This window comes from Nocardia sp. NPDC050435, assembly GCF_040655395.1.
In the GTDB taxonomy this organism is placed as follows: domain Bacteria; phylum Actinomycetota; class Actinomycetes; order Mycobacteriales; family Mycobacteriaceae; genus Nocardia.
In genome coordinates this window covers 258,960-280,443 of sequence record NZ_JBFAJW010000010.1, presented here as the reverse complement: position 1 = coordinate 280,443, position 21,484 = coordinate 258,960, and the positions used below count along the sequence as shown (strand labels likewise).

25 protein-coding genes are annotated in these 21,484 nt (G+C 69.5%); 14 read left to right on the top strand and 11 right to left on the bottom strand.

Features of this window, described 5'->3' with window-relative positions:
• Positions 1–2 precede the first annotated feature (2 nt).
• Positions 3–530 carry a hypothetical protein gene (locus AB0I43_RS29580; RefSeq protein ID WP_356977164.1) on the bottom strand — a complete coding sequence of 176 codons (528 nt, stop codon included), beginning with the start codon at positions 528–530 and terminating at the stop codon, positions 3–5.
• Positions 531–944: 414 nt separating this feature from the next.
• Between AB0I43_RS29580 and AB0I43_RS29575 the strand changes: the two genes are divergently transcribed.
• Together AB0I43_RS29575 and AB0I43_RS29570 are read left to right on the top strand one after the other, a co-directional pair.
• Positions 945–1,769, top strand: coding sequence for a hypothetical protein (locus AB0I43_RS29575; protein WP_356977162.1), 825 nt, complete (start codon positions 945–947; stop codon positions 1,767–1,769).
• 75 nt (positions 1,770–1,844) lie between these two features.
• Positions 1,845–2,897, top strand: coding sequence for a glycerophosphodiester phosphodiesterase family protein (locus tag AB0I43_RS29570; RefSeq protein ID WP_356977160.1), 1,053 nt, complete (start codon positions 1,845–1,847; stop codon positions 2,895–2,897).
• Between the two features lie 25 nt (positions 2,898–2,922).
• On the opposite strand, the gene AB0I43_RS29565 is transcribed toward AB0I43_RS29570, so the two are convergent.
• Positions 2,923–3,888, bottom strand: a complete 966-nt coding sequence (locus AB0I43_RS29565; RefSeq protein ID WP_356977159.1) for a YafY family protein — start codon at positions 3,886–3,888, stop codon at positions 2,923–2,925.
• Positions 3,889–4,016: 128 nt separating this feature from the next.
• Between AB0I43_RS29565 and AB0I43_RS29560 the strand changes: the two genes are divergently transcribed.
• Together AB0I43_RS29560 and AB0I43_RS29555 are read left to right on the top strand one after the other, a co-directional pair.
• On the top strand, positions 4,017–4,628 hold the full coding sequence (locus tag AB0I43_RS29560) for an NAD(P)H-dependent oxidoreductase (protein ID WP_356977157.1): 612 nt from the start codon (positions 4,017–4,019) through the stop codon (positions 4,626–4,628).
• 84 nt (positions 4,629–4,712) lie between these two features.
• Entirely contained in the window at positions 4,713–5,930 is a 1,218-nt protein-coding gene (locus AB0I43_RS29555; RefSeq protein ID WP_357432989.1) for a lipase family protein, read from the top strand.
• A 51-nt stretch (positions 5,931–5,981) separates the two neighbouring features.
• Here AB0I43_RS29555 and AB0I43_RS29550 read toward each other — a convergent pair whose 3' ends face one another.
• The gene (locus AB0I43_RS29550) at positions 5,982–6,371 is read right to left on the bottom strand and encodes a DUF4870 domain-containing protein (protein WP_356977153.1); all 390 of its coding nucleotides are present in this window, start codon (positions 6,369–6,371) and stop codon (positions 5,982–5,984) included.
• 88 nt (positions 6,372–6,459) lie between these two features.
• On the opposite strand from AB0I43_RS29550, the gene AB0I43_RS29545 reads away from it, so the two are divergent.
• From AB0I43_RS29545 to AB0I43_RS29530, 4 genes are all read left to right on the top strand, one after another.
• Positions 6,460–6,981, top strand: a complete 522-nt coding sequence (locus AB0I43_RS29545) for a hypothetical protein (protein ID WP_356977151.1) — start codon at positions 6,460–6,462, stop codon at positions 6,979–6,981.
• A 70-nt stretch (positions 6,982–7,051) separates the two neighbouring features.
• Positions 7,052–7,477 (top strand): hypothetical protein, encoded by a 426-nt coding sequence (locus AB0I43_RS29540; protein ID WP_356977149.1) that lies wholly within the window; start codon positions 7,052–7,054, stop codon positions 7,475–7,477.
• A 145-nt stretch (positions 7,478–7,622) separates the two neighbouring features.
• A complete protein-coding gene (locus AB0I43_RS29535) occupies positions 7,623–8,057 on the top strand; it encodes a YdeI/OmpD-associated family protein (protein WP_356977148.1) in 435 nt (144 codons plus the stop codon).
• Between the two features lie 120 nt (positions 8,058–8,177).
• Positions 8,178–8,570 carry a DUF4259 domain-containing protein gene (locus tag AB0I43_RS29530; RefSeq protein ID WP_356977147.1) on the top strand — a complete coding sequence of 131 codons (393 nt, stop codon included), beginning with the start codon at positions 8,178–8,180 and terminating at the stop codon, positions 8,568–8,570.
• 32 nt (positions 8,571–8,602) lie between these two features.
• Here the strand turns inward: AB0I43_RS29530 and sigJ are convergent, their stop codons facing one another.
• From sigJ to AB0I43_RS29510, 4 genes are all read right to left on the bottom strand, one after another.
• On the bottom strand, positions 8,603–9,478 hold the full coding sequence (sigJ, locus tag AB0I43_RS29525; RefSeq protein ID WP_356977145.1) for an RNA polymerase sigma factor SigJ: 876 nt from the start codon (positions 9,476–9,478) through the stop codon (positions 8,603–8,605).
• 180 nt (positions 9,479–9,658) lie between these two features.
• On the bottom strand, positions 9,659–11,491 hold the full coding sequence (cysC, locus tag AB0I43_RS29520; protein ID WP_356977143.1) for an adenylyl-sulfate kinase: 1,833 nt from the start codon (positions 11,489–11,491) through the stop codon (positions 9,659–9,661).
• Positions 11,491–12,423 carry a sulfate adenylyltransferase subunit CysD gene (gene cysD, locus AB0I43_RS29515; RefSeq protein WP_356977141.1) on the bottom strand — a complete coding sequence of 311 codons (933 nt, stop codon included), beginning with the start codon at positions 12,421–12,423 and terminating at the stop codon, positions 11,491–11,493. The genes cysC and cysD overlap by 1 nt, the downstream gene beginning before the upstream one ends.
• A 32-nt stretch (positions 12,424–12,455) precedes the next feature.
• Positions 12,456–13,346, bottom strand: a complete 891-nt coding sequence (locus AB0I43_RS29510) for a helix-turn-helix domain-containing protein (protein WP_356977139.1) — start codon at positions 13,344–13,346, stop codon at positions 12,456–12,458.
• A 75-nt stretch (positions 13,347–13,421) separates the two neighbouring features.
• On the opposite strand from AB0I43_RS29510, the gene AB0I43_RS29505 reads away from it, so the two are divergent.
• The 3 genes from AB0I43_RS29505 to AB0I43_RS29495 are packed head-to-tail and all read left to right on the top strand — an operon-like array spanning position 13,422 to position 16,566.
• Positions 13,422–14,606, top strand: a complete 1,185-nt coding sequence (locus tag AB0I43_RS29505) for a hypothetical protein (protein WP_356977341.1) — start codon at positions 13,422–13,424, stop codon at positions 14,604–14,606.
• A complete protein-coding gene (locus AB0I43_RS29500) occupies positions 14,606–15,382 on the top strand; it encodes an SDR family oxidoreductase (protein WP_356977137.1) in 777 nt (258 codons plus the stop codon). The genes AB0I43_RS29505 and AB0I43_RS29500 overlap by 1 nt, the downstream gene beginning before the upstream one ends.
• 20 nt (positions 15,383–15,402) lie before the next feature.
• Entirely contained in the window at positions 15,403–16,566 is a 1,164-nt protein-coding gene (locus AB0I43_RS29495) for a sulfotransferase (protein ID WP_356977135.1), read from the top strand.
• Positions 16,567–16,624: 58 nt separating this feature from the next.
• Here AB0I43_RS29495 and AB0I43_RS29490 read toward each other — a convergent pair whose 3' ends face one another.
• Positions 16,625–17,311 carry a PaaI family thioesterase gene (locus tag AB0I43_RS29490; RefSeq protein ID WP_356977134.1) on the bottom strand — a complete coding sequence of 229 codons (687 nt, stop codon included), beginning with the start codon at positions 17,309–17,311 and terminating at the stop codon, positions 16,625–16,627.
• A gap of 175 nt (positions 17,312–17,486) precedes the next feature.
• Between AB0I43_RS29490 and AB0I43_RS29485 the strand changes: the two genes are divergently transcribed.
• Positions 17,487–18,143, top strand: coding sequence for an HAD family phosphatase (locus tag AB0I43_RS29485; protein WP_356977132.1), 657 nt, complete (start codon positions 17,487–17,489; stop codon positions 18,141–18,143).
• A gap of 14 nt (positions 18,144–18,157) precedes the next feature.
• Here AB0I43_RS29485 and AB0I43_RS29480 read toward each other — a convergent pair whose 3' ends face one another.
• Positions 18,158–18,748, bottom strand: coding sequence for a TetR family transcriptional regulator (locus AB0I43_RS29480; RefSeq protein ID WP_356977131.1), 591 nt, complete (start codon positions 18,746–18,748; stop codon positions 18,158–18,160).
• A 20-nt stretch (positions 18,749–18,768) separates the two neighbouring features.
• On the opposite strand from AB0I43_RS29480, the gene AB0I43_RS29475 reads away from it, so the two are divergent.
• Positions 18,769–19,137 carry a hypothetical protein gene (locus AB0I43_RS29475; protein WP_356977130.1) on the top strand — a complete coding sequence of 123 codons (369 nt, stop codon included), beginning with the start codon at positions 18,769–18,771 and terminating at the stop codon, positions 19,135–19,137.
• A 49-nt stretch (positions 19,138–19,186) separates the two neighbouring features.
• Positions 19,187–19,948: an alpha/beta hydrolase gene (locus AB0I43_RS29470; RefSeq protein ID WP_356977129.1), complete on the top strand. Its 762-nt coding sequence runs from the start codon at positions 19,187–19,189 to the stop codon at positions 19,946–19,948.
• Positions 19,949–19,965: 17 nt separating this feature from the next.
• Here the strand turns inward: AB0I43_RS29470 and AB0I43_RS29465 are convergent, their stop codons facing one another.
• On the bottom strand, positions 19,966–20,775 hold the full coding sequence (locus AB0I43_RS29465; protein ID WP_356977127.1) for an ATP-binding cassette domain-containing protein: 810 nt from the start codon (positions 20,773–20,775) through the stop codon (positions 19,966–19,968).
• Positions 20,776–20,798: 23 nt separating this feature from the next.
• Complete coding sequence (locus AB0I43_RS29460) at positions 20,799–21,470, bottom strand: FCD domain-containing protein (protein WP_356977126.1); 672 nt, start codon at positions 21,468–21,470, stop codon at positions 20,799–20,801.
• Positions 21,471–21,484 lie beyond the last annotated feature (14 nt).

Sequence of the window (21,484 nt, the reverse complement as noted above, 5' to 3'; positions counted from 1 at the left end):
TCTCAGGTGAAAAGCAAATCGATGATCATCACCGAGCCGGCGCCGCCGCTGCCGCCGCCGACCGAGCCGGCGTTGGCGATCTGGCGGGTACCGACCACGATCTGCTGGCCCGCCCCGGGGCCGCTCTGCACGCCGAAGGTGCTGATGGCGTTCTGGCCGACGGGGGAGGTGACCCAGTTGCCGGAGACGACGCTGACCGAGCCGTCGGACCAGGCGATGGTGCCGTTGGCCGGGTTGCCGCCCGCGCCGGTGCCGGACGAACTGCCGGTCACGACGTTGAACGGGTAGGTGATGTTCAGCATGCCGCCGGTGACGCCGGGCAGCTGCGGGCTGCCGCAATCGGTGAGCCCGCCGGTCACGTTGACGTTCATACCGGCGCTACCGGTGCCGGGGACGTTGGTGGTGGTGAGCTGGCCGCCGTAGCAACCGCCGGCGACCGGATCTGCCGTGGCGGGCGCTGCCAAGCCGGTCAGCGCCGGTATCACGAATATCGTGCCGAGAAGAGCTGCTGTGCCGCGCTGGGATCGCATACTTGTACCTTTCGTCGTGATGCACAGGTGCATCTCGAAGGCAGTGCGAACGACAAATCCATCGTAGGCCGATATTTCGGGGGATGCGAAAAGAAATTCGGCGCGACAGAAATCCGTATTCTCAGCTGCGAAACTGCATTGCTGTAATTCGCGGAATTTCGGATCATGCCCCGTCCGATCGGCGTGATCCCCCAAAAAATGCTGGCTGTCGGCGGCTGTCGGTGAAACGTACGGTGAACCCGGCAACCCGTCGCGCCGGCACGAAAGTGGGCGCGGAACAAAGGAGTCGATACGATTCGCAGCTCGGGGAGAGTCCTGGCCGTAGTCCTGACCGCACTGGTCCTCAGCGCCTGCACCGCTCTGTTCACCGACCATCGGGCCGAAGCCGACGACCTCGAGCGGGAGATCGCGGCCATGCCCGGCGTGCAGCGCGTCGTGGTGAGCCTTGCCGAGGATTTCCTCGAGGGGGACAGTTTGTTTCGGGTCTCCGTCGACCTGCCCGCGGCCGATGAAGCGCAGATCCGCGAGGTCGTCACCCGCATCGACGCGCGTATGGGCCGTTTCTCGGGCGTGCGGGAACGAGAGGTCGACGCGCTCGTCGGCAGCGGGGCACGAGTGAGCGCGGGCAAGGAGTTCGAGGTCGAGCCGTTTCTCGCGGCGGTCCGAAACGTCCGGCAGTACACCGCTTCCGAGCCCTCGGGCTCAATCTCGTGGGTGTTGCGCGCGACCCCGTCCATCTCGATCAGCGACGCGCCCCGCGGCACGGCGGAACCGCTCGCGGCGATCCGGGCGATGATCGGCCCCGCGGCCGCCGCTGAGGTCTCGATCCGGACCACCGAACGCCGGCACTGGAACGTCGAATTGCCGCTGCCCGCCGAGCGGGAAGACGAGTTGCGCCGGCGGCTGCCCGAAACCCGTTGGAACGCCGACTTCGTCGTCGTCCGGGCGGGCCGGATCGCCCAGCTGACGCTGCACGGCACGGAGCCCGGGCCCGTCGATCCCGATCTCGACTTCAGCCGATTGGCCTACATCGTCCGGACGCTGGATCCCACCGGCGCGCTGCCGCTGCGCCTGGACTGGACGTGGTTCTCCGCCGCCGCCGGGGACAAACGCAACGAGGGCTCCGTCCACGTCGGCGGTTGCGATTACACGGTGCCCACCGTCGCCCCGGAGTCGCTCAGCGCCGAAGCGCTCGGCGTGCAGACCAGGATGCGCCAGGAATTCGACGCCTGCCCGTGACACGCGCCGCGCGATGTGGCCCCGCGTTCACCCGATGGACGCTCACGCGTCGCGGCGCGCGGTGAGGATGGGGCGATGCGATGGATCGGTGCGGCGGTTCTGGCGATACTGACGACGCTGTCCGGGGCTGGCCCGGCGACCGGCGGCGGGTTCACCTTCGACCTCCAGGCGCACCGGGGCGGCTTGGCCCTGGTCGTGGAGAACACGTTGCCCGCCTTCGCCAATGCCCTCGAACTCGGGGTGCGGACCCTGGAACTGGACGTGCAGATCACCGCGGACGGCCACGCGGTGGTGACCCACGATCGGGATCCGAGCCCGGCGAAATGCCTCGACACCGCACCCGCGTTCCCGGGCGACCCGAAGTTTCCGTACGTGCCCGGCACCACCTACATCCGCGATCTGACGCTGGCCCAGGTGCGCACCATCGATTGCGGCAGCCTGCGCCTGGCCGCCCACCCGGGGCAGCGCACCGCCCCCGGCGCTCGGATGCCGCTGCTGTCGGAGGTTTTCGACCTGGTCCGGGACTATCGCGCCGATTCGGTGGGGCTCAATATCGAAACCAAGGTCGAGGCCGCCGCGCCCGAGCAGACCGCGCCCCGCGAACAGTTCGCCCAGGTGGTCTCGCAGGAGATTCGGCGCGCGGGCGTGCAGCAGCGCGTCACCGTGCAGAGCTTCGACTGGGGTGCGCTGCGCCGCGTGCGCGAACTGGCGCCCGAGCTGTCCTTGGTCGCGCTGACCAACGGGCAGCAGTTCCTCCAGGTGGGAGCCCCCGGCGCCTCCCCGTGGCTCGGCGGCCTCGACATCGATGACTTCCCGGGCTCGCCCCAGGAGAAATTCGTCCGTGCCGCAGCCACTTTCGCGGTCGGCACCGTCTCGCCGGTGCACGGCGACCCGCAGGACGCCGCCGTCACCAGCCCCGGCTACCAGCCCTTCACCACCGCCGAGCTCGTGCGACTCGCGCACCGGCGCGGCCTGCGCGTGGTGCCGTGGACCGTCGACGACCGGGACACCATGTCCGCTCTGCTCGATCTGCACGTCGACGGCCTGATCACCGATCGCCCGGAGCTGCTGCGCACCGTGCTCGCCGAACGCGGACTCGCGCTGCCTCCGGCCTACCGTCGAGGGTGAGCGCGGGGGGATCGCCGTGCCGCGCTCAGCGTTCCGGGCCGGGTTCGACCGCGGCGCCGAAGCGTCGCGTCAGCGCGCGCAGGTGATCGAGGAGTTCCGGTGGTTCGTGCACATGGAAGTCGAAGCCGAAAAGTCCGGTGTAGAGGGCTATTTCATCGAGGGAGTTGGAGCCGACGCGCAGCAGGCAGTGATCGTCGTCGATCGCCTCGAGGACGCCGATGGTCGGTGGGATGCGGTCGGCAGCGACCGCGACCGGCACGTCGAGGGTGATGCGCGCCTGATAACGGTAGGGGGCGTTGCTGACTCCGCGGGAGACCCAGCCGGTCAGGTCCGCCTCCGGCGCCGCGCGCGGGGTGAACCGGGGCCCGTTGGGGATACGCAAGGTGAGCCGGTCGACCCGGTAGGTGCGCCAATCCTGTTTCGCCACATCCCAGCCCACGAGATACCAGTGCCGCCCGGTGTGCACGAGCCGATGGGGTTCGGCCGCGCGCCGGGTCTCCGAACCGTCGTGGGCGCGGTAGTCGAAGCGGAGCTGTTCGTGGTCGCGGACGGCGGCGGCGATCGTGGTGAGCAGCCCGGCGTCCACCGGCGGTGTGCCCGCCGGCATGCTGACCGTCGCGGCCTGCAACGCCGAGACCCGGTGCCGCAGGCGCGACGGCAGCAACTGCTCGAGTTTCGTCAACGCCAGCAGCGAGCTCTCCTCGATGCCGGTGATCGTCCCGCCCGCGGCGGTGCGCAGTCCGAGGACCACGGCCACCGCCTCGTCGTCGTTCAACAGCAGGGGCGGCAGCTTGGTGCCCGCGCCGAGCCGATAGCCCGCCGCCCCGGCCACGGCGTGCACGGGATAGCCGAGGTTACGCAGCTTGTCGATGTCACGCCGGACGGTCCGGGCGTCGACCTGGAGGCGTTCGGCCAGGTCGGCGCCGGTCCACACCCGCGGCGTCTGGAGCAGCGACAGCAGTTCCAGCAGACGAGCCGAAGTTTCCAACACCTGCCGCATTCTGCCGCACCGCTAGGACAACGACTGTCCTAGCGGCTGGTCGGCGCGTCCGTTTGCCCTCGATGGGCCGGGGTATGGCCCGTGGACGCAAACGCCCGCAGACCCTCGGAAGGAACACCATGACCGCTCCGACCGCATTGGCGCTGGTGTGCACCCTGAACCCATCGCCCGCGAAATCCAGTAGCGACCTCATCGCTCGCCATGTGCTCACCGCGTTCGCCGCGCACGAGATCAAAGGGGAGATCTTGCGGGTGGTGGATTACGACGTGCGGCCCGGCGTCGGCACCGACGAGGGCTCCGGCGACCAGTGGCCGACCCTGCGCGAGCGGATTCTGGCGGCCGACATCCTGGTCGTCGCGACGCCGACGTGGGTCGGGCACATGTCCTCGGTCGCGCAGCGCGTCCTCGAACGGCTGGACGCCGAACTGTCCGAAACCGATGACGAGGGCAGGCCCTCGATGGTCGGGAAGATCGCCCTCGCCGCGGTCGTCGGCAACGAGGACGGCGCGCACAAGATCGTCGGTGACCTGTTCCAGGCCCTCAACGACATCGGCTTCACCATTCCCGCCCAGGGCTGCACCTACTGGAACGGCGAGGCGATGGGCAGCGTGGACTACAAGGATCTCGATCCGGTTCCGGAGCGCATCACCACGACCACCGAGACGATGGCGCGCAACGCCGCGCACCTCGCGACCGCGCTGCGGTCGGCGCCGTACCCCGCGTACGAATAGCGCGATCGGGGGGCGTCCGACCCCGGGGATGCGCTACACTCACCGGCACAAACTGAAACAGGTTCTCGGGGTGGGGGTTACGCGATGGCTGTCGCGGCGATGCGGATATCGGTGATCGGTGCGGTGCTCGCACTCATGACGATAGGCACGGGGTGGGCTACGGCGGTGCTGCTGCCGGAACAGGATTCGTTCTACGCCGAGCCCGCCGGGCTCGCGGAGTCGGCGAACGGGACGGTGCTCGCGTCCCGGGCGATCGAGCCGGAGTCGTTCGGGCAGCCGCTGCCCGCGCGGGCATGGCAGGTGCGGTACAAGACCGTCGACGGGCACGGTGCGCCGCGCGCCTATGTCGCGACCGTGCTCGTGCCGCACCGCGAATGGACCGGCGGCGGTCCGCGCCCGCTGCTGTCCTACCAGGTCGCGGAGGACGGCGTCGGCTCGAAGTGCGCGCCCTCCTATGCGTTGCGGGGCGGAGCCGAGGCGGTGACGAGCAACGCCTACAGCGAGACGGGCGTGATTCGCGTTGCGCTGGAGCAGGGTTGGGCGCTGGTGGTGCCGGACTACCAGGGCCCGGATTCCGAACTGTTCGGTGCCGAGGGCTATGTGCACGGCGTGCTGGACGGCATTCGCGCGGCCAAGGCGTTCGCCCCCGCGGGCATCGATCCGGCGGCGCCGCTGGGCATGTGGGGCTATTCCGGTGGCGCGCAGGCCAGCGCCATCGTGGCGCAGGCGCAGCACGCCTACGCCCCGGAGCTGCGCGTGAGCGCGGTCGCGCTGGGCGGGATCGTCGCGGATCTGGAGTCGACGCTGGCCGGCTTCAACGGCGGCGTCGCGGGTGGGGCGGCCGTCGTCGGCCTGGTGGGCGTGAACCGCTCGTATCCGGATGCCGATGTGGCGCAGTACCTCAACGAATCCGGGCGCGCGATGCTGGCCGCGAGCCGCGATCTCTGCCTGGCCGATGCCGCCCTCGCCTATCCGTTCCTCGACGCGGCGTCGCTGGAAGCCTGGCCCGGATCGCTGACGAACAATCCCGCGCTCAGCGAGGTGCTGCGCCGGGCCAGTCCGCTGTACCGGGCGGGCGCACCGGCGGCTCCGGTACTGATCCATCACGCGGTCGGCGACGAGTTCGCGCCCATCGGCGCGGCGCGGGCATTGGCCGGAAAGTACTGTGCGGCGGGCAGTCCGGTGCAGCTGGTCGAGAATCCGGTCGGCGAGCACGGCACCGAAGCCGTGCTCGGGATGCCTGCGGCACTCGCCTTCCTGGCCGACCGGTTCGCCGCGAAGCCGGTGATCAGTACCTGCTGAAACGCGGCAACGGCCCGAGATCGCCTCGGGCCGTTGTGCTTCGGAGGTGTTCTACTCGACCGCCCCGGCCAGCCGGTCGGCGTAGGGTGCGACGAACTTGCCGACGAGGGGGAGTTCGGCGCGGACGCCGCCGGTCCTGCCGGCCCGGACCATGGCCAGGACCCAGAGCACGACCGTGAAGATCGAGAGCGCGAGCCCGGCGAGGCCGAACAGGATTCCCAGGGCGCCCAGGAACGAGCCGACGATGCTGAGCACGATATTGAGCACCGAGACCGCGCCGAAGAAGACGATGGATTGCGCGGCATGGAATTTCACGTCGGGGTCGTGCTTGCCGAGGAAGAGCAACACGACGCCGGTGAGCCAGCCCAGCGCGTAGGACAGGATGGCGCTGGTCTTCTTGTCGAGGCCGGTGGACTGCGGGTGGTTGTGCGAAGTTGTCATGGGGGCAAGTACACGCCGGGCCCGGCACCTACCGATCCCAGGTTTCGTGCCGCGGCCGAGGTCGGACGGCTCGGCTAGCGTGTGCGGAATGACGCTCGACGACAGGCAGTTTCCCGCCGCCCTGGCCACCGCGTTGGCCACCGATTTCCCCTATGACGACGGGCACGGCATCGATTTCGAGCCCTACACCGCCTTCCTCTCCGCCGCCGATACCAGCGACTGGTGGCAGTCCTGGACCGGCAACCCCGAACTGAACGGCGACGCTTTCCGCGTCTTCGGCCAGGACGGCACCGGTGGCTACGCGGCCCTCTGGCTTACCCGCCCGTCCCGCCCACTCACCGATCAGCCCGTCGTCTTCCTCGGCTCCGAAGGCGAAACCGCCGTCGTAGCAACAGATCTACCCGCCTTCCTCTGGCTACTCGCCGCCGGATTCGGCCCCTACGAGGCCACCGAATACGGCCCCGACTGGACCCCCCAACCCAACCCCGCCCTCACCTCCGTCGCCGAACAATTCGCCCCCGACCGCCGCCAACCCGCCACAGCCATCCTCGAATCGGCCCGCACCGAATTCCCGGACTTCGGTGACATGATCATGGGACTGTGCCGCTGAAAGCGCGGGCTGTTCCGAGGCCGCGCCGTCTTGGTGAGAACCTCTGATGTCAGAAACGAGTCGTGACCCGGTGGCGGTGCGTGCGCCCGATAAGCGCATCGAGAGTTGGTCGGTGACGACGAGAATTGCCGAAGCGAACCGGTGGCTCGTCACGCTGACCGATCCGGCGGGTGTCGAATGGACCGCTGTGGGCGAGGATGTATTCGAGGGGTTCGCGGAGGCGCGTAAACCGCTGGAAAGTAGCGGTTTTCGATTTCTCGTCGTCGGTGCTCGACCGGAGTACTGGCCGACTGGGATGAGCGGTGACATGGGCGGCGGGTTCGATCTGTGGGCCCGCTATCGGTGCGGCTTCCGCAATGTTTTCCGGACAGCGATCGCGATCATCACGCGCGAACGCGGCTACCGGTACATCTTCGCACCGGCCCCGGCGAGGAAGGTAACCACCGCCGAGCGGCAACTGGCGTATCGCGAGCGATGGTTGGCAGGTGGACCCTGAGCGAGTAGTGCTTCGTCCCTGCGGTGGCGCCCCGGACCGGTGTTTGCCGGGGATCACCGGCGACCGGTCAGGAATCGAGAAGCTCGGGGTGGTGGGCTGGTTCTAGCGTGGTGCTGACGGTTGTGCCGAACGACAGGAGTGCAGCATGAAGTTTTCGACGGAGGTCGAACCGGCCGAGCCGATGCGGGGACTGGAGGTTCCGGCCGAGGTGGTGGCGGGGCTCGGGGGTGGGGCGCGGCCGCCGGTGACGATCACGGTCAACGGGCATTCCTGGAAGAGCCGGGTGGCGATCATGCGGGGGCGGCATCTGCTCGGGCTGAGCAAGGCGAATCGGGAGGCGGCGGGGGTGGAGATCGGCGAGGTGGTCGAGGTCGAGTTGATGCTCGACACCGAACCGCGCGTCGTCGTGGAACCCGCGGATTTCGCCCGCGCCCTGGACGAGGACCCCGCCGCCCGTGCCGCCTACGACAAGCTCTCGCACAGTCACAAGCGGGAGCACGTGCACGCGATCGAGAGCGCGAAGAAGCCGGACACCCGCCGGCGGCGCATCGAGAAGGCCATCGCGACCTTGCGCAGCTGATTTCGTCAACGCGGTGCTGGTTCCATTTTTCGATCCGCACACGCCGGCCCGAGGCGACCTGACATCGAAGTGCCATTGATAAGCTGCCCCGCGCAAGGGTTTTCGGTGGAAGAGGGTGTCATGGGTGTCTGGGGTCCGGGGAATTTCGACAGCGACACCGCCGCGGACGGCCTGGGCGAGTTGACCGACCGCCTCATCGCCGACATCGCCGAGCAATTCCAGGATCCCACCGACGACACACCGCTGGAACCCGACGAGTGGGGCGGGGACATGGTCCCCGCCTGGCTGGAAATCCTCGTCCAGATCGCCGAACCCGCGCGGGTGGGCGCCAGCTTCCCCGCCGCCGCCCAGCTCGGCGAGTGGCGCGACCGGTATCTGCGGGTCTGGGACGGCCACATCGATGAGCTCGGCCCCGACGAAGACTTCAAAACCCGCCGACGCGCGGTCCTCACCGCGACCTTCGACCGGGCCGTCGCGCTGGCCACGGCCCGTGAGCGAGACCGAATCGGGTGAACCGCGAGGACGCCGGCTGAACGGCCGGGCAGTCAGCTCGTCCACTGCCGGAGTTTGTCGGGATTGCGGACGGCCCAGACCTGGCGGATGCGGTCACCGGCGATGTCGAAGGCGAGCACGGTGACGGGAGTGTGGTCGATTTCGACGATGAGGCCGGGGAAGCCGTTGACGGTGCGTTCGACGATGGTGGGTCGCGGGCCCGCGGGGGTGAATCCGGTCAGGTAGCGGGCGATGGGTTCGGCGCCGATGATCGGGCGTAGGACGGCGTTGGCGCGCCCGCCTCCGTCCGCGGTGGCGATGGCCTCGGCGTCGAGCAGGGCGACGAGCGCGCTGATGTCCTTGGCTTCCCAGGCCTGTTTGAACGCGCGGACGATGTCGGCCTGACGCCCCGCCGGGGTCGCGGCGGGCCGGGCGGCGTCGATCCGCCGCCGCCCGGAGACGGCGAGCTGACGGCAGGCGGCCGGGGTGCGTCCGACGATGGCGGCGACTTCGGCGAAAGGATAGCGGAAGACGTCGTGCAGGACGAAGGTGACGCGTTCGGCGGGCGTCATCGACTCCAGCACAACCAGAAACGCCATGCTGATCGATTCGTCCAGGGTGATCCGGTCGGCGGGATCGCTGCCCCACTCGTCGTGATCGGGCACGGGCTCGGGCACCCATTCACCCACGTAGCGCTCACGCCGCACCCGCGCCGAACCGAGCAGATCCAGGCAGATCCGGCTCGCGACGCGCGTCAGCCAGCCCCCCGGCGCGGCGATGCTCGCGCGCTGCTCGGGCCGCAGCGCGTACCAGCGGGCGTAGGTCTCCTGGACGACGTCCTCGGCGTCGGCCAGTGAGCCGAGCAGCCGATACGCGAGGTTGATCAGCTGCGCGCGCTCGGCCATGACCGTGTCGATGTCCTCACTCATATCTTTCCGACGATATGACCGCCCGCGATGTGAGGTGCGCCCGCCACCTCACATCGCGCCGACCCGCGTCGTCGTATCTCTCGGGCGGGGATTCCGCTCCGCCTGAGAGGAGACAAGCGATGACCCGCACCGATTCCGGCCTCGACGCGTTCCTGGCGACCCGCGTCGCGGCCCAGCCGGCTAATCCAATCCGTTGAGCAGGGCGATGACGGCTCGCGCCATCGCGGCGGGGTCGCCGTCGCCGGGGCGCAGGACGAGGTCGGGGTTCGCCGGGCGTTCGTAGGGCGCGTCGATGCCGGTGAAGCCGCGGATCTCGCCGGCGCGGGCCTTGGCGTACATGCCCTTGGGGTCGCGGGATTCGCAGATCTCCAAGGGTGTGTCGACGAAGACCTCGACGAACGGGAGCCCGGCGGCCTCGTGCACGGCGCGGGCGCGGTCGCGATCGGCCTGGAACGGACTGATCAGCGACACCACCGAGATGACGCCGGAATCGGCGAAGAGCCGGGCGACCTCGCCGACCCGCCGGATGTTCTCCACCCGGTCCGCGTCGGAGAAACCGAGATCGGCATTGAGCCCGTGGCGCAGGTTGTCGCCGTCCAGCAGGAACGCCGGCCGCCCGGCGGCGACTAGCCGACGCTCCAATTCGACTGCCACGGTGGACTTTCCGGAGCCGGAGAGGCCGGTCAGCCAGACTGTCAGCCCGCGGGTGGCGCGCTCCTCGCGGCTGACGGCGGTGGCGTGCCAGACCACCCGCGCCGAGGGCAGCGTGGGCCCGGTGATCATGCCCGCGGCGACGGTGTTGCCGGTGGTTTCGTCGACGAGGATGAAGCTGCCGGTGCCGCGGTTGCGGCGGTAGGGGTCGAACAGCAGCGGCTGCCGGGTGCGCAGCTGGATGCGCCCGATCTCGTTGAGCCCCAGCGACTCCGGATTCTCGTCGCGATGCAGGGTGTTCACGTCCAGCCGGTAGTCCAGGGTGCGCACCTCGGCGGTGACGGCGCGGGTGGTGTGCCGGACGGTGTAGGTGGCGCCGGGGGTGAGCCGGCTGTCCTCGGCGAACCAGCACACCATGGCGTCGATGTCGCGCCCGACGAGCGGCCGGTTGGCGGGACGGCAGATCAGGTCACCGCGCGAGATGTCGATGTCGTCGGCCAGTTGCAGCGTGACCGCCTGCGGCGGAAAGGCTTCCGCGATCGGCGTGCCGCCGGGACCCCAGATGGCGGTCACCGTGGTGCTCAGCCCCGAGGGCAGGACCGCGACCTCGTCGCCGGGTTTGAACACCCCGCCCGCGACGGTGCCCGCGTAGCCGCGGAAATCCTTGGCATGGCTGCGGGTGACGTACTGCACCGGGAAGCGCGCGTCGATCAGGTTGCGGTCCGAGGCGATGTGCACCTCTTCCAGATGGTGCAGCAGGGGAGTGCCCTCGTACCACGGCATCGCCGATCCCCGGTGCACGATATTGTCGCCGTTGAGCGCCGACATCGGCACGAAGGTCAGGTCCGAGACGTCGAGTTTCATGGCGAAACCGGCGAATTCCTCGCGGATCTCCTCGAAGCGCTGTTGCGACCAGTCGACCAGATCCATTTTGTTCACGCACAGCACCAGGTGCGGGATGCCGAGCAGACCGGCCAGGAAGGCGTGCCGTCTGGTCTGCTCCACCACACCTTTGCGCGCGTCGACCAGGATCAGCGCCAGGTCTGCGGTGGACGCGCCGGTCACCATGTTGCGGGTGTACTGGATGTGCCCGGGGGTGTCGGCGATGATGAATTTGCGCCGGGGCGTGGCGAAATAGCGGTGCGCGACGTCGATGGTGATGCCCTGCTCGCGCTCGGCGCGCAGGCCGTCGGTGAGCAGCGCCAGATTCGGGTAGGCCTCACCGCGATCGCGGCTGGTGCGCTCCACCGCCTCGAGCTGATCGGTGAAGATCGTCTTGGAGTCGTAGAGCAGGCGGCCGATGAGCGTGGACTTGCCGTCGTCCACACTGCCCGCCGTGGCCAGTCTCAGCAGCGTGGTCATCAGAAGTAGCCCTCTCGCTTGCGATCTTCCATGCCCGCCTCGGAGATGCGGTCGTCGGCGCGGGTGGCGCCGCGTTCGGTGATCCGGGTGGCGGCGACCTCGGCGACCACCTCTTCCGGTGTGGCGGCGGCGGATTCCACGCAGCCGGTGCAGGTGGCGTCGCCCACCGTGCGGAAGCGCACCAGCGCCTCGACGGGTTCCTCGCCCGCCAGCAGACGCAGGAATCGGGTGTGCGCCAACAGCATTCCGTCGCGTTGCACCACCGGGCGGCGGTGCGCGTAGTACAGCGGCGGCAGCTCGATGCGCTCGGCGGCGATGTAGTGCCAGATGTCGAGCTCGGTCCAGTTCGAGAGCGGGAACACCCGGATGTGCTCGCCGCGCCGGTGTTTGCCGTTGTAGAGGTTCCAGAGTTCGGGGCGCTGGTTGCGCGGATCCCACTGCCCGTACTCGTCGCGGAAGCTGAACACCCGCTCCTTGGCGCGGGCCTTCTCCTCGTCGCGGCGGGCGCCGCCGAAGACGGCGTCGAATTCGCCCTCCCGGATCGAGCGCAGCAACGTGGCGGTCTGCAGCCGGTTGCGGGACGCGCGCGGTCCCGTCTCCTCGACCGCGCGCCCGGCGTCGATGTCGTCCTGCACGCTGCCGACCACCAGGCGCAGGCCGTAGCGGTCGACGGTGCGGTCGCGGTATTCGATCACCTCGTCGAAATTGTGCCCGGTGTCGATGTGCAGCACCGGGAACGGCAGCGGCGCCGGCCAGAACGCCTTCGCCGCCAGGTGCAGCATCACCACCGAATCCTTGCCGCCGGAGAACAGCAGGACCGGACGTTCGAACGTCGCGGCGACTTCGCGGAATATGTATGCCGACTCGGCCTCGAGCGCGTCCAGATGCGGCAGCTCGTAGGTGCTCGCCGTCGACTTTGCGTACTGGCTCACGGATCAAAACTAGAACACGTTTCTACAAATGGTCAATGGGTGCCCCGGGTCGGCCGCTGCCCGCCGGAGGCGTCGGTCACCGCGTCGGCGGCCGCGACGAGAACCTTTCCTCGCCGGTCGATTTCGGCCCCGGTGACAGCCGCGCCGACGTGCATGGTGAGCACCATGTTCTGCCGCCCGTCCCCGCCGTAGGTGGGCGCGGCGAGCAGGCTCACCGGGTGCTCCTTGCGCGGCCGCAGATCGCTGCCGAGGTAGACCCGCTCGCCCAGGCTGGTCACCAGTTCGGCCACCAGTTCCCGCAGCTCGTCGGGCAATTCCCGGGCCGCGACACCGGCCAGCAGCGAGTACAGCTTGCCGCCCGCGGAGGTCATGCTCTCGACCAGATAACCGCGCTCCCGGCAGTCGGCGACCACCTGGCGCAGCCGGGATTCGTCCTGCCGCACCGGCACCGTGGGCGGCTTGGCGAGCCAGGCGTCGAAGGCGGCGTCGGTGTCCCACAGCACGTACATCAGGCCCACGGGCGGGGCGAACTGGTAGGACGCGCCGACCTTCACCAACCCCGGCCCGGTGCTCTCCAGCACCAGGATCTGCTCGCCCACCACCGCCGACGCGGTGCAGGTGGTGCGGTATCGAGCGCTGAGTTTCGCCAGTTCGGTGCGCGCGATCGCGGAGATGGCGAAGCTGTCCTGGGCCACCCGGCCGGCCGCGATCAGCGCGGGCCCGAGCCCGTAGGTGCGGGCCAGCGGGTCGCGCACCAGGTACCCCGCGGCGGTGAGTTCGGTGAGAATCCCCAGGCAGGTGGGTTTGGCGAGGTCGAGTTCGCGGGCCAGTTCGGAGAGTCCGAAGCGCTTGCCGCGCTGCTCGACCAGGAAATCGAGCACCTGCACTACCCGGGTCGTGGGCGCGGATCGACGGGCAACCATGGACAACTCCTAGAACAGGTTCTAATCTTGCTCGTATCGAAATGTACCAGACCGGTACATATTTGGAACATGGAGATGCCGTTGACCGAGCCCGCCTCGCTGACCCAGCCGTTCGCCGACGCGATCGCCGCGGCCGAGCAGATCATCACCACCGCGCCGCACATCCGCACCGAGCAGGATCTCGTCGAGGGGTACGACTACCTCGCGGGCAGTATCCGCGCCTCGCTGCAGATGGCGTGGGCGTACGAGCGCGATTTCCCCTTCTTCGTGCAGTCCACCGGCCCGTACACGAAGATGGGCCTGGACAACCCCGACACGCTCTACTTCCACGCCTACCTGCGCCCCGACGCCGAATACGTCGTGACCGGCACGCGCGGCACCACCCGGGACCTGAGCTTCCAGGTGCTCAACGGCGACTACTCGCCCGTCGACGTGCCCGACAGCCTCACCGCCTTCGACGATCGCGCCCTCGACATCGCCGAAGACGGCACCTACGAGATCCGCTTCGGTCCCGGCGAGCCCGGCCCCGGCTACGTGCAGCTCGGCGCGGACGCCGCGATGCTGGTGGTGCGCGAGGTCTCCAGCGACTGGGCCGCCGAGCAGGCCGGCACCCTCCGCATCCAGCGCGTCGACAAGATCGGCGACGCGCCGCCGCCGCTGAGCCGGGACGTGCTCACCAAGCGCTACGGCGTGGCGGGCAAGATGCTGATCTCCCGGCTCAACACCTTCCTGGCCTTCCCGAAGTGGTTCTACCTGAACCTGCCGGTCAACACGATGACCGAGCCCCGCCTCACCCCGGGCGGGCTCAGCACGCAGTTCTCCTCGGCCGGGCACTACGAGCTCACCGACGACCAGGCGCTGCTCATCACGGTGCCGAAATCCGATGCGCCGTATCAGGGTTTCCAGCTCGGCAGCATGTGGTACCTGTCGCTGGACTACATCAACCACCAGACCAGCCTCACGGCCGACCAGGCGCGCGTCGATCCGGACGGCAAGATCCGCCTGATCGTCAGCGAACGGAATCCCGGTCTGGTCAACTGGATCGAGCGCACCGGGCACGATCGCGGATATGTGCAGTTCCGCTGGCAGCGGGTCGCACGGGACATGAAGCCGGAGGACGGCCCAACCGTGGAGGTGGTCTCGGTCGACGACATCCCCCAGCGCCTGCCCTTCTACGAGCAGGCGCGCATTACCCCCGAGGACTGGCGCGCGCGGATCGCGGCGCGCCAGCAGGCCGTCGCGGAGAGGATGCAGGGCTGATGCTGTTGCAGGACAAGGTGGTTGTGGTCTCGGGCATCGGCCCGGGGCTCGGGCGCGCGCTCGCGGTGCGGTGTGCGCGGGCGGGCGCCGACGTGGTGCTGGCCTCGCGCACCGAATCCCGGTTGAAAGAGGTGGCCGCGGAGGTCGAGGGTCTGGGCCGGCGGGCGCTGGCGGTGCCGACCGATATCGACGACGACGCCGCCGTCGCGAATCTGGTGGCGGCGGCCCGGGCCGAGTTCGGCCGCGTCGACGCGCTGGTGAACAACGCCTTCGCCATGCCGCCGATGGCGAACCTGGCGCAGGTGGACCTGGTCGATCTGCGCGCCGCCTTCGAAACGAATGTCCTTGCGGCGCTGCGGGTGACGCGCTCCTTCGTGCCCGAGCTGGCCGAATCGAAGGGCGCGGTCGTGATGATCAACTCGGCCGTGCTGCGGCACTCGCGCCGCCCGTTCGGCCCGTACAAGATGGCCAAGACGAGTCTGCTGGCGATGGCGCAGAGCCTGGCCTCCGAGCTCGGGCCGCAGGGCATCCGGGTGAATTCGGTTGCCCCCGGCTATATCTGGGCCGAGAACCTGAAGATGTATTTCGACTACCTGGCGCAGAAGCGCGGCGTGACGCCCGAGGAGGTGTACGCCGACACCGCCAAGACACTGGACCTGCGCAAACTGCCCGAGCCCGACGAGATCGCGGACGCGGTCGTGTTCCTGGCCTCGGCGATGGCGCGGGCGATCACCGGGCAGTGCCTGGACGTCAACTGCGGCGAGTACCACCACTAGAAGTTCTGAGGAGAACCCAGATGATCGGTCGACCGGACGTCGGCACCCTGGATGACTTACACGCCTCGGCGACCAAGGTCGTCGGCCTGGACGATTTCGGCGATCCCGGCTATCGCGAGGGTCTGGGGGTGCTGCTGAAATCCCTGACCGAGGACGCGGAGCTGACCCCCTTCGGCAACAAGGTCAACCGGGCATTCCTGCGCGGCGCGCTGATCGCCCGGTTGCTGAGCGAGTCGGCCTGGCAACGCTTTCCGGAGCACGAGCAGGTCGCGATCCAGCGCCCGATCTTCGTCACCGGCTTGCCGCGCTCGGGCACGACGGCGGTGCACCGGCTGCTCAACGCCGACCCGGGACACCAGGGTCTGGAGATGTGGCTGACCGAGTTCCCGCAGCCGCGTCCGCCGCGGGCGAGCTGGGCGGAGAACCCGGTGTATCAGCGCCTGGCCGCCGCCTACGAGCAGCATCACGTCGAGCATCCGGAATTCATGGGCGTGCATCACATTTCGGCCGATCAGGTCGAGGAGTGCTGGCAGCTGCTGCGGCAATCGGCGCTGTCGGTGTCCTACGAGTGCCTGTCCTACCTGCCGACCTATTCGGAGTGGCTGCGCGAGCAGGACTGGACCGACGCCTACCGCCGGCACCGGCGCAATCTGCAGTTGATCGGCCTGAACGACGCGAATCGCCGCTGGGTGCTGAAGAATCCGAGTCACCTGTTCGCGCTGGACGCGATCATGGAGGTCTACCCGGACGCGCTGGTCATTCAGATGCACCGCGATCCGAGCACCATCATCGCCTCGGTGTGCAGCTTGAACGAGAAGGCCACCGAGGGGTGGTCGGAGAAGTTCCGCGGCCCCGTCATCGGAGAGACGCAGCTCGATCTGTGGGCGCGCGGCTCCGAGCGCTTCCTCTCGGATCGTAAGCGGCACAACGCCGCTCAGTTCTGCGACGTCTACTACGAGGATTTCGTCGCCGACCCGATCGGCATGGTCGCCGCGATCTACCGGCATTTCGGCCTGGAGCTGACCGAGGCCGCCCGGGCCGCGATGGCGGCCCTGCATTCCGAGAGCACCTCCGGCGCCGCGCGCCCGGTGCACAAGTACACCCTCGGCGACTTCGGCCTGACCGCCGGTCAGGTCGACGCCCGCTTCGCCGAATACCGGGAGACCCACTACCCGAGCCGCTGACCCGGCATTACCCCGGCATCGGGCGCACTGCGGCGGCGGGGCGCCCGATGCCGTTCCGCTACTGCTGGCCGGGCTTGAGGACGATGAACAGGCCGTGCGCCTCGGCGCAGAGACGGTCGCCGTCGTGCAGAGTGGCGCGCAGGTAGACCTTGCGGCCGTCCTGGCGTTCGGCCCAGGCGTGCAGGCGGAGTTCGGTGTTGAGCGGGGTGACCGAGCGGTAGTCGACGGTGAGCGAGGCGGTGCGGGTGACCGAGCCGGTGTTCATGGCGGCGGCCATGCCCATCAGGTCGTCGAAGCCGAGGGAGATGTGGCCGCCGTGTGCCGCGTTGTTGCCGCCGAGGTGGAAGGTGCGGAAGGTGATGCGCGCGTGCACGCCGTCCCGGTCGGCGGTGTCGATGCGGAACGGCGGCAGCGTGATGTTGCCCCGGCCCGGCAGATCGTGGCGGGTCCAGGTCGGCGCCGACCACTCGGTGACGGTGGCCGCGGTGAGCTTGTCGTTGAGCTTCTCCAGTACGCCGATGGCCTCGAGGGCCAGTTCGTCGGTGGGGCTGATCAGGCGTGCCCGGTCCATCAGGGTGCGGACCTGTTCGATCAGCTCGCCGTAGTGCGGCCCGCCGCGCAGCGTGGAATCGCCGTTGGCCAGTTCGGCGTCGATGGCCTCCACCATCGGCCGGAACCCGCCCTCGTGGTGCTCTTCGCTGGGCAGCGCGGCTGCCTTGTCGATACCGGGCCGGGGTTCACTCATATGGAACATGTTATTGGTTGCCCGCCGGACGCTCGCGCACGGGACCCCGCCCCCTCGGCGCGCGCCGGACCCGGGGCACCTAGTCTGGGTATCCGATTATCCATCAGGTATCGACGAGAAAACGCACGCGGGCGGCTTCATCGGATGTCTGCGGCTGGCGAAAGGCGTTGTCCCGATGCGTATTACGGCGGTCGTCTTCGACATGGACGGCATCCTGATCGACTCCGAACCGGTCTGGGAACGGGTCCGCCGCGACTATGTCGCGGAAAAGGGCGGGCGGTGGCTACCGGATACGCAGAAGCGGCTGATGGGCATGAGCACCGGCGAATGGTCGGAGTACCTCAGCGGTGAACTCGGCGTCGGGGGCACCCCCGACTCGGTCGCCGACGACGTGATCGAGCGCATGGCCGCGCACTACGACCACGAGGTGCCGCTGCTGCCCGGTGCGGTGGCGGCGGTGCAGCGGATGAGCGAGAACTGGCCCCTGGCCGTGGCGAGTTCCTCGCCGCGCACGCTGATCAACACGGTGCTGGGCCGCACCGGCCTGATCGAGTTCTTCGACGTCACCTTCTCCACCGAGGAGGTCGATCGCGGCAAGCCCGCCCCGGACGTGTACGTGGCGGCCGCGGCGTTCCTGCGCAAGAAGACGACCGACTGTGCGGCCGTGGAGGATTCGAGCAACGGCATCCGGGCCGCGCACGCCGCGGGCATGCGGGTGATCGCCGCACCGCGCCCGGAGTATCCGCTCGACGACGACGCGCGCACGCTCGCGGCCCATGTCATCGACGGGCTCGACAAGCTCACGCCCGCGCTGGTGGACGAGCGCGACTGACGCGCCGGGGCGAGTCAGCGATAGGACTCCAGCAGCGTGCGGGCCGCGTCCGCGATGTCGTCGTCGAGCCAGCCGGGCAGCGCCGCCGCGTGCGCGTGCCGGCGCAGCGCCGCGTAGGGCAGGTCGACGACCGCGCGGCTGACGGCGTCGATCTCGCGGTCGCCGTGGCGGCCGGTGAGGTCGTGCGCGATGCGGTGCAGGTGCTCGATCAGCGGTGCGTTCATGCCGGCGAGCCGGGTCTGGAACGCGTCGTCGGGCCCGCCGTCGAGCAGGTCGCTGGGCCGCAGGCTCAGGAGAAGCCTTGCGTCATCGCGTAATTCGCGTCCGAAGCGGATGGACGCGCGCACCATCGCTACCCCGGCCTCGACGGGGTCGGGCACGCCGGCGGCGGCGATGACCCCGGCCTGGAAGCGGGCCAGCGCGCGCAACCAGGCTTCGGTGAGCACGCCGTCGCGATTGCCGAAACGGTGGTACAGCGTGCCGACCGGCGCGCCGCTGGCCGCCGCGATCGCGGCGACGCTGGCGGCGCGCGGTCCGTCGCTGAGCACCAAAGTGCGTGCGGCGTCCAGGATCACATCCGAGTCGTGCTTGCGAGGTGGTGCCACTACTAGTACGTTCCTTCTATATGCAGCGGTTGCCCTATATCGATGAGCATTCCAGGTCGGTCGACGCCGATCGTGATCGGGTTTGGCGGGCACTGCTGCGCGTGGTCTGCACGGATCCGCTGGACCCGGCGACGGTGCCCACCGGATTCGTGCTCGATGCCGCCGAGGAACCTACCCGGTTGGCCTTGCGCGGCCGACACTGGTTCGCGGAATACGAACTGGTCTTCTTGCTCGAGCAACCGCACCCCGGCCGCACGCTGCTGCGGGCGCGCAGCTGGGGGAGATTTCCCGGGGCGCACGGCAAGATCTATCGCGCGCTGGTGATCGGCAGCGGCGGGCATCGGCTCGTGGTCCGCCGGATGCTGCGCCGAATCGCCGCCGTGGCCTGACGCCGGGGCCGCGTCGGCGCCCGGTTCGCGGGCGGCGCATGATCGACCGATGTCGAATTACGTTCAGCTCGGGGATGTTCGGACCTGGTACGACGAGCACGGCGCGGGGGAGCCGGTGCTGCTGTCGCACGGCGGCTTCGTCGACTCCCGCATGTTCGACGCGGCGCTGCCGTTGCTCGCGGACTTCCAGGTGTATCGGGCTGACCGGCGCGGGCACGGCCGGACCGCGGACGTGGCGGGGCCGTTCAGCTATGACGCGATGGCGGCGGACACCATCGCGTTCCTGGACACCGTGGTCGGGCGGCCCGCGCACCTGGTCGGCTACAGCGACGGCGGGATCGTGGCGCTGCTGGTGGCGCTGCGGCGGCCCGACCTGGTCGGCAAGCTGGTGGCGATCAGCGCCAACTTCCATCACGAGGGCCTGGTGCCCGGGGTGCTGGACGGCTTCGCCGACGAGGAGCCGATGCGGCGGCTGGCCGGGCGCTACGGCGAGGTGTCACCGGACGGCGCAGATCATTTCCCGGTCGTCGCCGACAAGGTGCTGGCCATGGCGACCGGTCAGCCGACACTCACCGCCGCGGACCTGGGCGATATCGGGGCCCGCACCCTGGTGCTGGCCGCCGACGACGACGCGGTGACCCTGGAACACACCATCGCCCTCTACCGCGCGATCCCGAACTCCGAATTGTCCATCGTGCCGGGCACGTCGCACCTGCTCGTCGTGGAGAAGCCCGAGGAGGTCTACCGCCTGGCAGGCGACTTCCTCCGGTCCGGGCCGCCGCACACCTGGCAGCCGTTGCGCCGCGCCTGAGCCGGACCGCCGCGGCGCTAGTGCGGGACGGCGATGCCCTCGGCGTGCGCACGGGCGGACCAGCGGCCGCGGTCGTGCCGGACCTCCACCGGGTGATCGAAGGCGGTGGAGACCGTCTCGGTGGTGATGACCTCGTGCGCGGGCCCGGCGGCGACGGTGCGGCCGTCGGCGATGAGCAGCGCATGGGTGGTGGTGGTCGGGAGCTCCTCCAGGTGGTGGGTGACCAGAATGGAGGCGACCTCGGGGTGGGTCTCGCCGAGGGTGTCGATGGTCTGCAGCAGTTGTTCGCGGGCAGCCAGATCCAGGCCGGTGGCGGGCTCGTCGAACAGCAGCAGGCGCGGTTCGGCGATCAGCGCGCGGGCGATGAGGGTGCGGCCGCGCTCACCCTGGGACAGGGTGGGCCAGGTGCTGTCGGCCTTGCCCTTCAGGCCGATGGTCTCGATCATCGCCTCGGCACGCCGCAGCTCCTCCGGGCCCGGCCTCCAGCGCATCGGGAGATCGATGGTGGCGGTGAGGCCGGTGAGCACCACCTCGCGCACGCTGAGCGAATAGCGCAGCGGGTGCCGCGGATTCACGTGGCCGATGGAGCGCCGCAAACCCGCCAGTTCCACCTTGCCCATCTGCGCGCCCAGCACGTGCACCGCGCCGGTGGTGGGAAAGGTGACCGCGCCGCAGAAGCCGAGCAGCGTGCTCTTGCCCGCGCCGTTGGGGCCGAGCAGCGCCCAGTGCTCGCCGGCGCGCACGGTCAGCGAGATGCCGTGCAGGATCTGGTTGCCGTCGCGGCGGAAGGTGACGTCGTCGAGCAGCAGGACGGGTGCGTCGGGCACGGGGGTACCTCCTTGGATCGTGGTCACGAGAACGCCGCCTTCAGCTGCGTCAGATGGGTGCGGCTGAATTCGGCCGCGGCGGCGGGGTTTCGGTGCGCGATGGCGTCGGTGAGCCGGATGTGCGCGTCGTGGTCGGCGGCCTCGGAGGGCACCGGGCGGATCTTCAGCATGTCGATCATCGCCACCCGCAGCCGGGGCAGGAAGCTGTCGAACAGCTGGGTGAGCACGTCGTTGTGCGCGGCGAGGAGCACCGCGCGGTGGAAGGCCATGTCCGCGTCGACGTGCTCCTCGACCGACTCGCCGTGCGCCTCGCGCGCGGCCAGCGCGCGCCGGAGGGCACGCAGGTCGGCGGGCGTGCGGCGCTGCGCGGCCAGCGCGGCGGCCTCGGCCTCGATGGCGATGCGGGCCTCGATCACCGCGGCGATGGTGGCGCGGCGCAGCACGACATCCCAGTCCTCGGTGACATCGAGCGCGGTGACGAAGACGCCCGCGCCCTGGCGACTGTCCAGCACGCCCTTGCCGGCCAGCTCCCGGATGGCCTCGCGCAGCGTCGAGCGGCCCACGCCCAGCTGCGCGGCCAGCGTGGTTTCGCCTGGCAGGCGGTGCCCGAGCGGCCACTCACCGGCCCGGACGCGGGCGAGCAGCAGCTCGGCCGTCTGCGCCGCCAGCGGGTGGCGGCGAACCTGGGCAACCATCACGACCTCTCTAC

Excerpts from the sequence above, each read along its gene's own strand:
- AB0I43_RS29545 (WP_356977151.1), top strand. The coding sequence starts at position 6,460 with ATGACGCTCGACGACAGGCAGTTTCCCGCCGCCCTGGCCACCGCGTTG.
- AB0I43_RS29555 (WP_357432989.1), top strand. The coding sequence starts at position 4,713 with ATGGCTGTCGCGGCGATGCGGATATCGGTGATCGGTGCGGTGCTCGCA.
- AB0I43_RS29550 (WP_356977153.1), bottom strand. The coding sequence starts at position 6,371 with ATGACAACTTCGCACAACCACCCGCAGTCCACCGGCCTCGACAAGAAG.
- AB0I43_RS29535 (WP_356977148.1), top strand. The coding sequence starts at position 7,623 with ATGAAGTTTTCGACGGAGGTCGAACCGGCCGAGCCGATGCGGGGACTG.
- AB0I43_RS29460 (WP_356977126.1), bottom strand. The coding sequence starts at position 21,470 with ATGGTTGCCCAGGTTCGCCGCCACCCGCTGGCGGCGCAGACGGCCGAG.
- AB0I43_RS29475 (WP_356977130.1), top strand. The coding sequence starts at position 18,769 with ATGCAGCGGTTGCCCTATATCGATGAGCATTCCAGGTCGGTCGACGCC.
- AB0I43_RS29560 (WP_356977157.1), top strand. The coding sequence starts at position 4,017 with ATGACCGCTCCGACCGCATTGGCGCTGGTGTGCACCCTGAACCCATCG.
- AB0I43_RS29570 (WP_356977160.1), top strand. The coding sequence starts at position 1,845 with ATGCGATGGATCGGTGCGGCGGTTCTGGCGATACTGACGACGCTGTCC.
- AB0I43_RS29500 (WP_356977137.1), top strand. The coding sequence starts at position 14,606 with ATGCTGTTGCAGGACAAGGTGGTTGTGGTCTCGGGCATCGGCCCGGGG.
- AB0I43_RS29580 (WP_356977164.1), bottom strand. The coding sequence starts at position 530 with ATGCGATCCCAGCGCGGCACAGCAGCTCTTCTCGGCACGATATTCGTG.
- AB0I43_RS29470 (WP_356977129.1), top strand. The coding sequence starts at position 19,187 with ATGTCGAATTACGTTCAGCTCGGGGATGTTCGGACCTGGTACGACGAG.
- AB0I43_RS29495 (WP_356977135.1), top strand. The coding sequence starts at position 15,403 with ATGATCGGTCGACCGGACGTCGGCACCCTGGATGACTTACACGCCTCG.
- cysC (WP_356977143.1), bottom strand. The coding sequence starts at position 11,491 with ATGACCACGCTGCTGAGACTGGCCACGGCGGGCAGTGTGGACGACGGC.
- sigJ (WP_356977145.1), bottom strand. The coding sequence starts at position 9,478 with ATGAGTGAGGACATCGACACGGTCATGGCCGAGCGCGCGCAGCTGATC.
- AB0I43_RS29485 (WP_356977132.1), top strand. The coding sequence starts at position 17,487 with ATGCGTATTACGGCGGTCGTCTTCGACATGGACGGCATCCTGATCGAC.
- AB0I43_RS29505 (WP_356977341.1), top strand. The coding sequence starts at position 13,422 with ATGCCGTTGACCGAGCCCGCCTCGCTGACCCAGCCGTTCGCCGACGCG.
- AB0I43_RS29490 (WP_356977134.1), bottom strand. The coding sequence starts at position 17,311 with ATGAGTGAACCCCGGCCCGGTATCGACAAGGCAGCCGCGCTGCCCAGC.
- AB0I43_RS29510 (WP_356977139.1), bottom strand. The coding sequence starts at position 13,346 with ATGGTTGCCCGTCGATCCGCGCCCACGACCCGGGTAGTGCAGGTGCTC.
- AB0I43_RS29530 (WP_356977147.1), top strand. The coding sequence starts at position 8,178 with ATGGGTGTCTGGGGTCCGGGGAATTTCGACAGCGACACCGCCGCGGAC.
- AB0I43_RS29575 (WP_356977162.1), top strand. The coding sequence starts at position 945 with ATGCCCGGCGTGCAGCGCGTCGTGGTGAGCCTTGCCGAGGATTTCCTC.